The 14358-nt window shown below is 69.2% G+C and carries 12 protein-coding genes and 1 riboswitch; of the genes, 10 read left to right on the top strand and 2 right to left on the bottom strand.

Going from position 1 to position 14358, the window contains the following annotated elements; genetic code table 11:
* Positions 1-248: 248 nt before the first annotated feature.
* A complete protein-coding gene (locus ACWGN5_RS30010; RefSeq protein WP_453520872.1) occupies positions 249-1634 on the bottom strand; it encodes an aminotransferase class V-fold PLP-dependent enzyme in 1386 nt (461 codons plus the stop codon).
* Positions 1635-2092: 458 nt separating this feature from the next.
* Here ACWGN5_RS30010 and ctaC point away from each other — a divergent pair, with 458 nt between their 5' ends.
* From ctaC to ACWGN5_RS29990, 4 genes are all read left to right on the top strand, one after another.
* On the top strand, positions 2093-3058 hold the full coding sequence (gene ctaC / locus ACWGN5_RS30005; RefSeq protein WP_453520871.1) for an aa3-type cytochrome oxidase subunit II: 966 nt from the start codon (positions 2093-2095) through the stop codon (positions 3056-3058).
* Complete coding sequence (gene ctaD, locus ACWGN5_RS30000) at positions 3055-4791, top strand: aa3-type cytochrome oxidase subunit I (RefSeq protein ID WP_453520869.1); 1737 nt, start codon at positions 3055-3057, stop codon at positions 4789-4791. Before ctaC ends, ctaD begins: the two co-directional genes overlap by 4 nt.
* The gene (locus tag ACWGN5_RS29995; protein ID WP_086822830.1) at positions 4788-5186 is read left to right on the top strand and encodes a cytochrome c oxidase subunit 4; all 399 of its coding nucleotides are present in this window, start codon (positions 4788-4790) and stop codon (positions 5184-5186) included. Before ctaD ends, ACWGN5_RS29995 begins: the two co-directional genes overlap by 4 nt.
* Positions 5187-5308: 122 nt before the next feature.
* Positions 5309-6562 carry an Ig-like domain-containing protein gene (locus ACWGN5_RS29990; protein ID WP_453520866.1) on the top strand — a complete coding sequence of 418 codons (1254 nt, stop codon included), beginning with the start codon at positions 5309-5311 and terminating at the stop codon, positions 6560-6562.
* Positions 6563-6584: 22 nt separating this feature from the next.
* Here the strand turns inward: ACWGN5_RS29990 and ACWGN5_RS29985 are convergent, their stop codons facing one another.
* The gene (locus ACWGN5_RS29985) at positions 6585-6986 is read right to left on the bottom strand and encodes a response regulator transcription factor (protein ID WP_123451510.1); all 402 of its coding nucleotides are present in this window, start codon (positions 6984-6986) and stop codon (positions 6585-6587) included.
* 202 nt (positions 6987-7188) lie between these two features.
* Here ACWGN5_RS29985 and ctaE point away from each other — a divergent pair, with 202 nt between their 5' ends.
* The 6 genes from ctaE (at position 7189) to ACWGN5_RS29955 (ending at position 14328) form a co-directional block, all read left to right on the top strand.
* Positions 7189-7809, top strand: a complete 621-nt coding sequence (gene ctaE / locus ACWGN5_RS29980; RefSeq protein ID WP_369143808.1) for an aa3-type cytochrome oxidase subunit III — start codon at positions 7189-7191, stop codon at positions 7807-7809.
* Positions 7810-7882: 73 nt separating this feature from the next.
* The gene (gene qcrC / locus ACWGN5_RS29975; protein WP_453520863.1) at positions 7883-8692 is read left to right on the top strand and encodes a cytochrome bc1 complex diheme cytochrome c subunit; all 810 of its coding nucleotides are present in this window, start codon (positions 7883-7885) and stop codon (positions 8690-8692) included.
* The gene (qcrA, locus tag ACWGN5_RS29970; RefSeq protein ID WP_453520861.1) at positions 8689-9741 is read left to right on the top strand and encodes a cytochrome bc1 complex Rieske iron-sulfur subunit; all 1053 of its coding nucleotides are present in this window, start codon (positions 8689-8691) and stop codon (positions 9739-9741) included. The genes qcrC and qcrA overlap by 4 nt, the downstream gene beginning before the upstream one ends.
* Entirely contained in the window at positions 9738-11360 is a 1623-nt protein-coding gene (gene qcrB, locus ACWGN5_RS29965; protein ID WP_453520858.1) for a cytochrome bc1 complex cytochrome b subunit, read from the top strand. The genes qcrA and qcrB overlap by 4 nt, the downstream gene beginning before the upstream one ends.
* A gap of 131 nt (positions 11361-11491) precedes the next feature.
* The gene (gene trpD / locus ACWGN5_RS29960; protein WP_453520856.1) at positions 11492-12556 is read left to right on the top strand and encodes an anthranilate phosphoribosyltransferase; all 1065 of its coding nucleotides are present in this window, start codon (positions 11492-11494) and stop codon (positions 12554-12556) included.
* Between the two features lie 75 nt (positions 12557-12631).
* A riboswitch (SAM riboswitch) is annotated at positions 12632-12747 on the top strand.
* 183 nt (positions 12748-12930) lie between these two features.
* Entirely contained in the window at positions 12931-14328 is a 1398-nt protein-coding gene (locus ACWGN5_RS29955) for an aminotransferase class V-fold PLP-dependent enzyme (protein ID WP_453520853.1), read from the top strand.
* Positions 14329-14358 lie beyond the last annotated feature (30 nt).

The raw sequence follows: 14358 nt of genomic DNA, 5'->3' as shown, positions 1-14358 counted from the left end.
CCTCCGCCTCACGCGCCTGGACCCGCACCACCAGCGGCGGTGCACCGGGGTGCGGGTCCAGGCTCGGGAGCCTCTGGCGCCGGCAAGGGCGCCGTCCCGTGTGCCCACCCGTCCCGCCCCAGCGGGACGATTGCCCACACGGGTGCGGGGCGCGGGCCCACACGGGCAGCGGGCGCGGGCCCGCACGGGCGCGGGCGCGGGTCCACACGGGCGCGGGGCGCGGGCCCACACGGCGCGGGCGCGGGGCCTTACGACACGCGGCGGACCACGTACGCCACCCCGCCCCGAGGCGACGGCGACTCGCCCACATACTCCTGCCCCCGCATCTCGCACCACGCCGGAATGTCCAGCCGCGCCGCCTCGTCGTCCGACAGCACCGTCACCGTCCCGCCCACCGGCACCTCCCCGATCACCTTCGCCAGTTCGATCACCGGGATCGGGCAGCGCTTGCCCAGGGAGTCCACGACGAGCGAGCCCGAGGGCGCCGGGACGGTCGGTACGGCTCCGGGGGCCCCGAGCCGTTCCCGTACGCCCGCCACCACCCCCGGGAGCACGGCGAGGAAGCGGTCCACGTCCTCCTCCGTCGTGCCGACCGGCAGGGACACCCGGACGTTCCCCTCGCTCAGCACCCCCATCGCACGCAGCACATGGCTGGGCGTCAGCGTCGAACTCGTACACGACGAACCGGACGAAACGGAGAAACCCTCCCGGTCCAGCTCGTGCAGGAGCGTCTCCCCGTCGACGTACAGGCAGGAGAAGGTGACGAGGTGGGGGAGCCGGCGCACCGGGTCGCCCACCACCTCCACGTCCGGCACCAGCTCCGGCACCCGCGCCCGGATCCGGTCCACCAGGGCCCGCAGCCGCGCCCCCTCGGCGGCCGCCTCCGCCCGCACCGCCCGCAGCGAGGCCGCCGCGGCCACGATGGCCGGCAGGTTCTCGAAGCCCGGCGCCCGGCCCGACTCCCGTTCGTCCGAGGGGCCTTGGGGAGCGAACCGGACTCCCTTGCGCACCGCGAGGAGGCCGACGCCCGCCGGACCGCCCCACTTGTGCGCGCTCGCCGTGAGCAGCGACCAGGCGCCCTCCACCGGACCCCAGCCCAGCGACTGGGCCGCGTCCACGAGGAGCGGCACCTCCGCCGCCCGGCAGGCCTCGGCGACCTCGGCCACCGGCTGCTCGGTCCCCACCTCGTGGTTGGCGGACTGGAGGCAGGCCAGGGCCGTTCCGGACGCGAGCGCCGCGGCGAACGCGGACGCGTCCACCGCGCCCGAGCGGCCCACCGGCACCTCGGTCACCGTGCCGCCCGCCGCCGCGTGCGTCTCTCCCGCGTGCAGCACGGAGGAGTGTTCGACCGCGGAGACCACGAGCCGGTTCCCGACACGCCGACGCGCCGCGAGGGCGCCGGAGATTCCGGCGTGAACCGCGCGCGTCCCCGAAGGAGTGAATACGAGCTCGTCCGGGCGACACCCCACGGCGTCCGCGGCGGCCTCCCGGGCGGCGTCGAGCAGCAGCCGGGCCCGCCGCCCCTCCCGGTAGAGCCGGGCCGGGTCGGCCCAGCCCTCGTCCAGGGAGGCGAGCAGGGCCTGACGGGCGACGGGGTGCAGGGGAGCGGCGGACGCGGCGTCGAAGTACGGCATCCACCCACGGTAGAACGCCCGGATCCACCACCACGGCTCCGGGCACCCCGGCACGCGACGAGCCCCCCGGCCCCGGGCCCCGGCACACGACGGAGCCCCGCCCGAGCCCCGGGCCCCGGCACGCGACGAGCCCTCCCGCCCCGGGCTCCGGCACACGACGGGGCCCCGCCCGAGCCTCGGGTCCCGCCCCCGATGAGCCCCCGTCAGAACGCCGTCCCGGTGCGTCGGCAGACCGCCGAACGGGCGTGCCCGACAACCCTCCGGAAGGCTGGAGTCCACCCCTTCGGGGACTCGGACGGCGCGTTGGGCACCCTCCCCGCGCGACCCCAAATAGCGTCCAGTAGGGTTTGGTCCGCATAAACATCCAAACCCCTGCCCGCGGCCGGGGCGGCGACCGACCAGCGAGACGGACGGCCGTGGCCGACCAACGCGGGCCGAGACTCTCGGGAAGGCGCTACGTGAGTCCCAACGGCTCCGACCGCTCGTCGCGGCGCCCGATGCGGCGGAAGCTGCCGCAGGTGCTGACTGCGGGCCTGATCCTGGCGACAGCCACGGGCTGCTCGTACAACTGGGAAGACTTCCCCCGCCTTGGTATGCCCACCCCCGTCACGGAAGAGGCGCCTCGGATCCTCTCCCTGTGGCAGGGTTCGTGGGCTGCCGCTCTCATCACCGGAATCCTGGTGTGGGGCCTGATCATCTGGTCCGTCATCTTCCACCGGCGGAGCAGGACCAAGGTCGAGGTACCTCCGCAGACCCGTTACAACATGCCCATCGAGGCCCTGTACACGGTCACCCCGCTCATCATCGTCTCCGTGCTCTTCTACTTCACGGCGCGCGACGAGTCGAAGCTCCTCGAGCTCACCCCGAAGCCGCCCCACACGGTCAACGTGGTCGGCTACCAGTGGAGCTGGGGCTTCAACTACGTCGAGGACGTGCCCGGTGTGAAGGGCGACGCCAAGACGGACAAGAACCTCGCCGCGATCCCGGACAAGTACATCGCGGACTTCCCGGCGAACGCGGGCGGTGTCTACGACGCCGGCATCCCCGGCGACCGGAACCCGCAGACCGGCAACCCGGGTCCGACCCTGTGGCTGCCGAAGGGCGAGAAGGTCCGGTTCGTCCTGACCTCCCGCGACGTCATCCACTCCTTCTGGGTGGTCCCGTTCCTGTTCAAGCAGGACGTCATCCCGGGTCACACCAACGTCTTCGAGGTGACTCCGACGCAGGAAGGCACCTTCCTCGGCAAGTGCGCCGAGCTGTGCGGTGTCGACCACTCCCGGATGCTCTTCAACGTCAAGGTGGTCTCTCCGGAGCGCTACCAGCAGCACCTGAAGGAGCTGGCCGAGAAGGGGCAGACCGGCTACATCCCGTCCGGCATCGAGCAGACGGACCCGGCTAGGAATGCGGAGAAGCACCAACTGTGAGCATCCCCAACGAAACCCAGGGTGCCGCCGCAGCTGAGGACTCGTACGAGAACGAGCTGCCCGTACGGCGCAAGCAGCCCGGCAACGTGGTCATCAAGTGGCTCACCACCACGGACCACAAGACCATCGGTACGATGTACCTGGTCACGTCGTTCGCCTTCTTCTGCATCGGTGGCCTGATGGCGCTCTTCATGCGCGCCGAGCTGGCCCGTCCGGGTACGCAGATCATGTCGAACGAGCAGTTCAACCAGGCGTTCACGATGCACGGCACGATCATGCTGCTGATGTTCGCGACGCCGCTGTTCGCCGGATTCGCGAACTGGATCATGCCGCTGCAGATCGGCGCGCCCGACGTGGCGTTCCCGCGGCTGAACATGTTCGCCTACTGGCTGTACCTCTTCGGCTCGATCATCGCGGTGGCCGGCTTCCTCACCCCGCAGGGTGCGGCCGACTTCGGCTGGTTCGCCTACTCCCCGCTGTCGGACGCCGTCCGCTCGCCGGGTGTCGGCGCCGACATGTGGATCATGGGTCTGGCCTTCTCCGGCTTCGGCACGATCCTCGGTTCGGTCAACTTCATCACCACGATCATCTGCATGCGCGCTCCGGGCATGACGATGTTCCGCATGCCGATCTTCACCTGGAACGTGCTGCTGACCGGTGTCCTGGTCCTGCTCGCCTTCCCGGTCCTGGCGGCCGCGCTGTTCGCCCTGGAGGCGGACCGCAAGTTCGGTGCCCACGTCTTCGACGCCGCCAACGGCGGAGCGCTGCTCTGGCAACACCTCTTCTGGTTCTTCGGACACCCAGAGGTGTACATCATCGCCCTGCCGTTCTTCGGCATCGTCTCCGAGGTCATCCCGGTCTTCAGCCGCAAGCCGATGTTCGGCTACATCGGTCTGGTGGCCGCGACCATCGCGATCGCCGGTCTGTCCGTGACCGTGTGGGCGCACCACATGTACGTCACCGGTGGCGTGCTGCTCCCGTTCTTCTCCTTCATGACGTTCCTCATCGCCGTACCGACCGGCGTGAAGTTCTTCAACTGGATCGGAACGATGTGGAAGGGCTCGTTGTCCTTCGAGACCCCGATGCTCTGGACGATCGGCTTCCTGGTCACCTTCACCTTCGGTGGTCTGACCGGCGTCATCCTGGCCTCGCCCCCGATGGACTTCCACGTCTCCGACTCGTACTTCGTCGTCGCGCACTTCCACTACGTCGTCTTCGGCACCGTGGTCTTCGCGATGTTCGCCGGCTTCCACTTCTGGTGGCCGAAGTTCACGGGCAAGATGCTGGACGAGCGCCTCGGCAAGATCACGTTCTGGACGCTGTTCATCGGCTTCCACGGCACCTTCCTGGTGCAGCACTGGCTCGGTGCCGAGGGCATGCCGCGTCGTTACGCGGACTACCTCGACGCCGACGGCTTCACCGCGCTGAACACGATCTCGACGATCTCCTCGTTCCTGCTCGGTCTGTCGATCCTGCCGTTCCTGTACAACGTCTGGAAGACCGCCAAGTACGGCAAGAAGATCGAGGTCGACGACCCGTGGGGCTACGGCCGTTCGCTCGAGTGGGCGACGTCCTGCCCGCCGCCGCGGCACAACTTCCTCACCCTGCCGCGGATCCGTTCGGAATCCCCGGCGTTCGACCTGCACCACCCTGAGATCGCGGCTGTCGACCAGCTCGAGAACAAGCCGCACGAGGCTCCGGCCCTCACGGGCAGCAAGGAGGCCGGCAAGTGAAGATCCAGGGCAAGATGTTCATCTGGCTGAGCGTCTTCATCCTTGCCATGGCGATCCTCTACGGCGTCTGGTCCAAGGAGCCGGTCGGCACGACGGCGCTCTTCCTGGCCTTCGGCCTGGCCATCATGATCGGCTACTACCTGGCCTTCACGGCCAAGCGTGTCGACGCGATGGCGCAGGACGACAAGGAGGCCGACGTCGCGGACGAGGCCGGTGAGGTGGGCTTCTTCGCCCCCCACAGCTGGCAGCCGCTCTCGCTGGCCGTCGGCGGTGCGCTCGCCTTCCTCGCCATCGCGATGGGCTGGTGGATCCTGTACTTCTCCGCCCCGCTGATCCTCGTCGGCCTGTTCGGCTGGGTCTTCGAGTTCTACCGCGGCGAGAACCAGAACCAGTAGCGGTACCCCGCTCCGCACCGGAGCACACCGAGGGGCCCGGACACTTCGTCACCGAAGCGTCCGGGCCCCTCTTTTGCAGCACTCGGCGCGCCGGTCGCGAGGAACGTATCTAGCGTGAAGTCATGAACGACACGCCGCGCATTCGGACTGTTCTGAGCTGCACTCTTCTGGCCGTCACCGTCACCGCGGGTGCCACCGCGTGCGCCGGCTCGGACACCCACCCGCTGTCGGAGAAGGCCTACGACGCGGCCGACCAGCTCGCGGTCAACGCCCCCGCCGACGGCGCCAAGGCGGACCCCGACAAGCCCCTGGAGATCACCGCCAAGGGCGACGACGGCCGGATCACCGACGTCACCGCCACCGACGCCTCCGGGCACCACCTGGCCGGCGAACTCACCGCGGACGGGCAGCGCTGGCGCTCCACGGCCGCCCTGGCGGCCGGCGCCCGCTACACCGTCCGGGTGGCCACCGAGGACGAGGACGGCGCTCCAGGAGCCCGTACGTTCACTTTCGAGACGGCTCCGGCCAAACGGGCCCTCACCGTGACCTTCGGGCCGGAGGCGGGCACGTACGGCGTCGGACAGCCCATCACGGCGGAGCTCAGCCTCCCCGTCAAGGACCGCTCGGCCCGCGCCGTCGTCGAACGGGCCCTCAAGGTCCGCTCCACGCCCTCCGTCGAGGGCTCCTGGTACTGGGTGGACGACAAGAAACTGCACTTCCGTCCGAAGGAGTACTGGCCGGCCGGGGCGCTCGTCCAGGTGACCGGCAACCTGGACGGCCTCAAGGTCGGCGACAAGCTCTACGGCGGCGCGTCCAAGCCGCTGAAGCTCACCATCGGCGACCGGATCGAGGCCGTCGCGGACGCCGCGTCGCACTACATGACGGTGAAGCGCAACGGAGAAGTGATCAACACCATTCCGGTGACCACCGGCAAGCCCGGCTTCTCCACCCGCAACGGCATCAAGGTGGTGCTCGGCAAGGAGTACTACGTCCGGATGCGGGGCACCAGCATCGGCATCGCGGAGGGCAGCTCCGACTCGTACGACCTGCCGGTGTACTACGCCACCCGGGTCACCTGGAGCGGCGAGTACGTCCACGCCGCGCCCTGGTCCGTGGGCTCGCAGGGCGTCGAGAACGTCAGCCACGGCTGTGTCGGCATGTCGACGGAGAACGCGGCCTGGTTCTACGAGACCGTCCGTCCCGGAGACCTCGTCCGCGTCGTCAACAGCTACGGCGACGCGATGGACACCTTCGGCAACGGCTTCGGCGACTGGAACTTGGAGTGGGCCAAGTGGCGCCAGGGCAGCGCCCTGGTGGAGGCCGCCGGGAACCCGGTGACCCCCACCGAGAAGGCCCGTCTGAGGCCCTCGATCTGAGGGGCGACGCGCCGGGGACGGCTCAGGCGTCGATCGACAGGCGCGAGCGCAGCAGGGCCGCCAGGGACGCCGCGAACTCGACCGGTTCCACCGGAAGGGTGACCGCGGCGTCCGCGCGGCTCCAGGTGGCCAGCCAGGCGTCCTGGGGCCGTCCGATCAGCAGCAGGACCGGCGGGCAGTGGAAGACCTCGTCCTTGATCTGCCGGCAGACCCCCATGCCTCCGGCGGGCACCGCCTCGCCGTCGAGCACGCACACGTCGATCCCGCCCTCGTCCAGGCGCTTCAGCACCGCCGGCAGCGTGGCGCACTCGACGAACTCGACCGGGGGAACGTCGGTCGCGGGCCTGCGTCCGGCCGCGAGCCGCACCTGCGCGCGGGTGTTAGCGTCATCGCTGTAGACCAGGACCGTGGCACTCGACTGCATCGTTCCTCCGTGGGGAAGTCCGTGGGAAGGTCGTCGATCGATGCGCCGGATGCTACTCCGGTCCACACCCCGTCAACACCCGTTCAGCACCTGTTCGAACGGTGCTCGGCGGCCTTCGCGCTGGGCCGTTCGGGCTGGACACGCCCCCCTGACACTCCGAACGGCACCCCCCGGAGTGAGGGCGGGATAAGCGACCGACATAATGTCGGTCGTGGCGACAGTAACGACAGTAGAAACAGGGCACGCGCACCCGTCGGTCAATCGACCGAACCTCACCAGCGTCGGAACCATCATCTGGTTGAGCTCCGAGCTGATGTTCTTCGCGGCCCTCTTCGCGATGTACTTCACCCTGCGATCGGTGACGGGTCCCGAGTTCTGGGCGGAAAAGGCCTCGGCCTTGAACTTCCCCTTCTCGGCGACCAACACCACGATCCTGGTGCTCTCCTCCCTCACCTGCCAGCTCGGCGTCTTCGCCGCGGAGCGGGGCGATGTGAAGAAGCTCCGGACGTGGTTCATCATCACGTTCGTGATGGGTGCCATCTTCATCGGCGGCCAGGTCTTCGAGTACACCGAGCTGGTCAAGGTGGACGGCCTCTCGCTGTCCTCCGACCCGTACGGCACGGTGTTCTACCTGACCACCGGCTTCCACGGCCTGCACGTGACGGGCGGTCTCATCGCCTTCCTGCTGGTCCTCGGCCGGACGTACGCCGCCAAGAGGTTCACCCACGAGCAGGCAACCGCCGCCATCGTCGTGTCCTACTACTGGCACTTCGTCGATGTCGTCTGGATCGGCCTCTTCGCCACGATCTACATGATCAAGTAATCGGCTCCGCCTCACGGCGGACCGAGACATCCAGCAAGCATCGACGCAGAAGATCCTGACACCGGGGTAATCCGTGAAAAAGCTCTCCGCACGACGACGCCATCCGCTGGCGGCGGTCGTCGTCCTACTTCTCGCGCTGGCGGCCACGGGGGGGCTGTACGCCGCGTTCGCGCCCGCGGGCACGGCGAAGGCCGATGAAACCGCCCAGTCCCTCGCCATCGAGGAGGGCAAGAAGCTCTACTCCGTCGGCTGCGCCAGCTGCCACGGAACCGGCGGTCAGGGCACCTCTGACGGCCCGTCCCTCGTCGGCGTCGGCTCGGCCGCGGTCGACTTCCAGGTCGGCACGGGCCGTATGCCGGCCCAGCAGCCGGGCGCCCAGGTCCCGAAGAAGAAGGTCATCTACTCGCAGGCTGAGATCGATCAGCTCGCGGCGTACGTCGCCTCTCTCGGTGCCGGTGCGATCACGCCGACCGAGGGCCAGTACAGCCCGGAAGGTGCCGACATCGCCAAGGGTGGCGAGCTGTTCCGCACCAACTGTGCCCAGTGCCACAACTTCACCGGTGAGGGTGGCGCGCTGACCTACGGCAAGTACGCCCCGAGCCTCGAAGGCGTGAGCCCGAAGCACCTCTACGAGGCCATGCAGACCGGCCCGCAGAACATGCCTTCCTTCCCCGACACGACCATGCCGGAGAAGGAGAAGAAGGACATCATCGCGTACGTCCAGGCCGTCAACAGCGACACGTCCGAGAGCCCGGGCGGTCTCAAGCTCGGTGGCCTCGGCCCCGTCAGCGAGGGCCTGTTCGCCTGGGTCTTCGGCCTGGGCGCGCTGATCGCAGTTGCCATCTGGGTCGCGGCCCACACCGCTAAGGCCAAGAAGTCATGAGTAGCCAAGAGATTCCAGAAGAGACCCTGCCGGCAGGGCAGGACACCGCGCACGGCGCGGTGAAGGTCGCCGACGACCCGTTCGCCGACCCGGGCCTTCCGCCCCACAAGCCCCGCATCCAGGACATCGACGAGCGGGCCGCCCGCCGGTCCGAGCGCGCGGTCGCCTTCATGTTCACGCTGTCGATGCTGGCCACCGTCGGCTTCATCGCCTCGTACGTGATCTTCCCGGTCGACAAGATCGTGTACATCTGGCCCTTCGGCCACGTGTCCGCGCTCAACTTCGCCCTGGGATGGACCCTCGGTGCCGCCCTCTTCTTCATCGGCGCGGGCGCGGTCCACTGGGCCCGCACCCTGATGTCCGACGTCGAGGTCGCCGACGAGCGTCACCCGATGGCGGCGACCCCCGAGGTCAAGGCGAAGGTCATGGCGGACTTCGCGGCCGGTGCCGCGGAGTCGGGCATGGGCCGCCGCAAGCTCATCCGCAACACGATGTTCGGCGCGCTGTCGCTCGTACCGCTCTCCGGCATCGTCCTGCTGCGTGACATGGGCCCGCTGCCCGAGAAGAAGCTCCGGTCCACGCTGTGGACCAAGGGGCTCCAGCTCATCAACATGAACACGCACGAGCCGCTGCGTCCCGAGGACGTCGCGGTCGGCTCGCTGACCTTCGCGATGCCCGAGGGCCTCTCGGAGCACGACGAGCACTTCCAGACCGAGATCGCCAAGGCCGCCCTGATGATCGTCCGGATCCAGCCGGAGGACATCAAGGACAAGCGCGAGCTCGAGTGGTCCCACCAGGGCATCGTCGCGTTCTCGAAGATCTGCACCCACGTCGGCTGCCCGATCTCCCTGTACGAGCAGCAGACGCACCACGTGCTCTGCCCGTGCCACCAGTCCACCTTCGACCTCTCCGACGGCGCCCGCGTCATCTTCGGCCCGGCCGGTCACGCCCTTCCGCAGCTGCGGATCGGTGTGAACGACAAGGGCTTCCTCGAGGCGCTCGGCGACTTCGACGAGCCCGTCGGTCCTGCCTTCTGGGAGCGCGGATGAGCACCGTGACCACGAGTAAGAAAGCACCCGCCGGTGAGCGGGTCGCGGACTGGGCCGACGGCCGCCTGGGGATCTACACGCTGGCCAAGGCCAACATGCGGAAGATCTTCCCGGACCACTGGTCCTTCATGCTGGGCGAGGTCTGCCTCTACAGCTTCCTCATCATCATCCTGACGGGCGTCTATCTGACGATGTTCTTCCACCCGTCGATGAACGAGGTGGAGTACGTCGGACCGTACGTCCCGCTCCAGGGACAGCTGATGTCCGAGGCGTTCAACTCGACCATGCACATCTCCTTCGAGGTGCGCGGTGGTCTGCTGATCCGGCAGATCCACCACTGGGCGGCGCTGATCTTCCTCGCCGGCATGTTCGTGCACATGATGCGCGTGTTCTTCACCGGCGCGTTCCGCAAGCCGCGTGAGATCAACTGGCTGTTCGGCTTCCTGCTGTTCTTCCTGGGCATGTTCACCGGCTTCACCGGTTACTCGCTCCCGGACGACCTGCTCTCCGGCACCGGTGTCCGCTTCATGCAGGGCGCGATCCTGTCCGTGCCGGTCATCGGCACGTACCTCTCGATGTTCCTGTTCGGCGGCGAGTTCCCCGGCGGCGACTTCGTCGCCCGGTTCTACTCGGCGCACGTGCTGCTGCTGCCCGGCATCATGCTGGGTCTCGTGGTCGCCCACCTCATCCTGGTGTTCGTCCACAAGCACACGCACTTCGCCGGCCCCGGCCGGACGAACGACAACGTCGTGGGCATGCCGCTGCTGCCCGTGTACATGGCGAAGGCCGGAGGCTTCTTCTTCCTGGTCTTCGGCGTCATCGCGATCATCGCGGCGATCGCCTCGATCAACCCGATCTGGGCCATCGGCCCGTACCGCCCGGACCAGGTGTCCACCGGCGCCCAGCCCGACTGGTACATGGGCTTCGCCGAGGGTCTGATCCGTGTCATGCCGGGCTGGGAGATCAACCTGTGGGGCCACACGCTGGTCCTCGGCGTGATGATCCCGCTGGCGATCTTCCCGGCGGTCCTCGCGGCCATCGCGGTCTACCCGTTCATCGAGTCCTGGATCACCGGCGACAAGCGCGAGCACCACATCGCGCAGCGCCCGCGCAACGCTCCGACGCGCACCGCCTTCGGTGTCGCCTGGATCACCGCGTACATGGTCATGCTCATCGGTGGTGGAAACGACCTCTGGGCGACCCACTTCCACCTGTCGATCAACTCGATCACCTGGTTCGTGCGGATCTTCTTCTTCCTCGGCCCGGTCATCGCGTTCATCGCCACCAAGCGGATCTGCCTCGGCCTCCAGCGCCGCGACAAGGACAAGGTGCTGCACGGCCGCGAGTCGGGCATCATCAAGCGCCTCCCGCACGGTGAGTTCGTCGAGGTCCACGAGCCGCTCAGCCAGGGCGAGCTGCACCGCCTCACGGCGCACGAGCAGTACGAGGCCGCGGAGCTTCCGCCGGCCGTCGACGAGAACGGCGTGGAGCGCAAGATCGGCCGCATGGAGAAGCTCCGGGTCAAGCTCAACAAGGGCTACTACGGCGACGACAGCCAGATCGCCAAGCCCACGGTCGAGGAGTACAAGGAGATCCAGAGCGGCCACGGCCACCACTGATCACCTGAACACCTGACCTTGTAGAGGTCGCCACGGCGAGAGCCCCGTCCATTCGATGGACGGGGCTCTTTGCCGTCCCCGGACCTCGATAGGGTGGGTGTGTATCCGTCACGTGATCATCAGGAGCTGCCATGAGCGCTGCGACCCCCGCTGGAGGACCTACGTCGGCGGGCCGCTCCTGGCCCGTCCTGCTGAACGGCCTGCTCGACGGCCACGACCTCTCCGCCGACGACACGGCCTGGGCGATGGACCTGATCATGAGCGGCGAGGCGACCGACGCGCAGATCGCCGGCTTCATGGTCGCGCTGCGCGCCAAGGGCGAGACCGTGCAGGAGATCGCCGGCCTCGTCCGGACCATGTACGCGCACGCCAACGTCATCGAGGTGCCCGGGCGGACCGTCGACATCGTCGGCACCGGTGGTGACGGCGCCAAGACGGTGAACATCTCCACGATGGCGTCGATCGTGGTCGCCGGGACCGGCGCCAAGGTCGTCAAGCACGGCAACCGCGCCGCATCCTCCGCCTCCGGCTCCTCCGACGTCCTGGAGAAGCTCGGCGTCAATCTGAACCTGACCCCGCAGCGGGTCGCCGAGGTCGCCGACGAAGCGGGCATCACCCTCTGCTTCGCGATCAAGTTCCACCCCTCGCTGCGGCACGTCGCCGCGGCCCGCGGCCAGCTGGGCATCCGGACGACCTTCAACGTCCTCGGCCCGCTGACCAACCCCGCCAAGGTGCGGGCCCAGGCCGTCGGCGTCGCCGACCCGCGGATGGCGCCCATCGTCGCCGGGGTCCTCGCCGAGCGCGGCAACTCGGCCCTGGTCTTCCGTGGCGACGACGGCCTGGACGAGCTCACCACCACCTCCACCTCCCGGGTCTGGGTGGTCCGGGACGGCGGTGTCACCGAGGAGCGCTTCGACCCGCGGGACGTCGGCATCGACCTCGTCACCCTGGAGGCGCTGCGCGGCGAGGACGCCTCGTACAACGCCGACGTCGCCCGCCGGCTGCTCGCGGGGGAGACCGGTCCGGTACGGGACGCGGTGCTGCTCAACGCGGCGGCGGCGCTCACCGCCCTCGACCCCGGCACGGGCACCCTCGCGGAGCAGCTGGCCGCGGGAATCGCGAAGGGCGCGGAGGCGATCGACTCCGGCGCGGCCCAGCGGTCCCTGGAGCGGTGGATCGCCGCCACCCACCGCTGACGCGCGACACGCGGCCCCGTCCGGCATGCGGACGGGGTTGCGCGTCGTCGATCAGCTGAACTACGTTCTGTATCAGGTCATGAGCGACAGCCCTCAAGCCCCGGCTGGCTGTCCGGCAACCCTCCGTCCGTGGCGGGGTGCCCCGGGTGAAGACCAGGTCGTACGGCAGAAGCCTGCGGCAAGCGCGGACCCCTGCGCACCACCCTGGGGTCCTTGGTCCTCTAGGGAGCGGTGTCTCGTGAGCAAGCGAATGCGTTAGGGCCCCTTCGGCCCCTCTCTCCACCTTTTCCGCCCGTACGCGGCACCCTTCTTCGCGCTGCCCTGCGGGCCCTTTCACGCCTTTTCGCGCCCTTTTTATGCCGGGAGATACCGCCATGTCCGCATGCCCGAACGCCGCCACCGTCGAGACCGCCGTCGCCGCCGAGTCCGCCGACCCCTGCTGCGCCGCCCCGCTGCCGGTCCTCGGCCGGGACGTGACCGTCCCGCTCGTCACCGGCGGCGAGGTGACCTATGCGGCGCTCGACTACGCGGCCAGCGCGCCGGCCCTCCAGCGGGTCTGGGACGACGTCGCCGCGTACGCCCCGTACTACGGCAGCGTCCACCGCGGAGCGGGCTACCTCTCCCAGCTCTCCACCGACCTCTTCGAGAACAGCCGCGTCACCGTCGCCGAGTTCCTCGACTGCCGCCCGGACGACCAGGTCGTCTTCACCCGCTCCACCACCGACTCGCTGAACCTGCTCGCCGCCACGATCCCGGCCGGCTGCCAGGTCTTCGTCTTCGAGACCGAGCACCACGCCTCCCTGCTGCCCTGGAGGGACGCCCGCGTCACCTACCTCAACGCGCCGCGCACCCCGGAGCAGGCCGTCGAGACCCTGGAGCGCGCCCTCGCCGACCGCGACCCCTACGGTCCCGCCCTCGTCTGCGTGACCGGCGCCTCCAACGTCACCGGTGAGCTGTGGCCCGTGAAGGAGCTCGCCGCCGCCGCGCACGCGCACGGCGCCCGGATCGTGCTCGACGCCGCCCAGCTGGCCCCCCACCACCCCGTCTCCGTAAGGGAGTTGGACGTGGACTGGGTCGCCTTCTCCGGGCACAAGCTGTACGCGCCCTTCGGCTCCGGCGTCCTCGCCGGCCGTGCCGACTGGCTGCAGGATTCCGAGCCCTACCTCGCGGGCGGTGGAGCGTCCCGCAAGGTAGCCCGTCGGGCCGACGGTGGTGTGGACGTGGAGTGGCACACCACCGCGGCCCGACATGAAGCCGGTTCGCCGAACGTCATCGGCGTCTACTCGATCGCCTCCGCCTGCAAGGCGCTGACCGAGGCCGGCTTCGACTCCCTCGTCGCCCGCGAGCAGCTCCTGATCGCCAAGGTCCGCGAGGGCCTGGCCGAGGTGCCCGAGGTGCGGGTGCTCTCGCTCTTCGGCGACGACGCGCCCCGCGTGGGCGTCATCTCCTTCGTCGTGGAGGGCTGGAACAGCTCCCACTTCGCCGCCGCGCTCTCCGCCGAGTACGGCATCGGCGTCCGCGACGGCCTGTTCTGCGCCCACCCGCTGGTCCGCACCCTGCTCGGCAGCGACCCGCAGGACCCGGGGGAGTGCGGCGCCCCCGAGGCCGCGCCCGGCGAGCGCTCCCTCAACGCCATTCGGGTGAGCTTCGGCGCCGGTACGCCGGACGAGCACGTGGACCGGTTCGTCGGCGCCGTGAAGGAGCTCGTCCGGGACGGCGCGCAGTGGAAGTACCGCACCGAGGACGGCCGCTGCGTCCCGGACCGCGGCTGATTGCTCACTCGTACGGGTGAAGGGGGCCTC

It is taken from the genome of Streptomyces sp. NPDC055815 (assembly GCF_053616475.1).
Note: the sequence above shows the minus strand (reverse complement) of the source record. Positions and strands in the feature narration are given on the sequence as shown.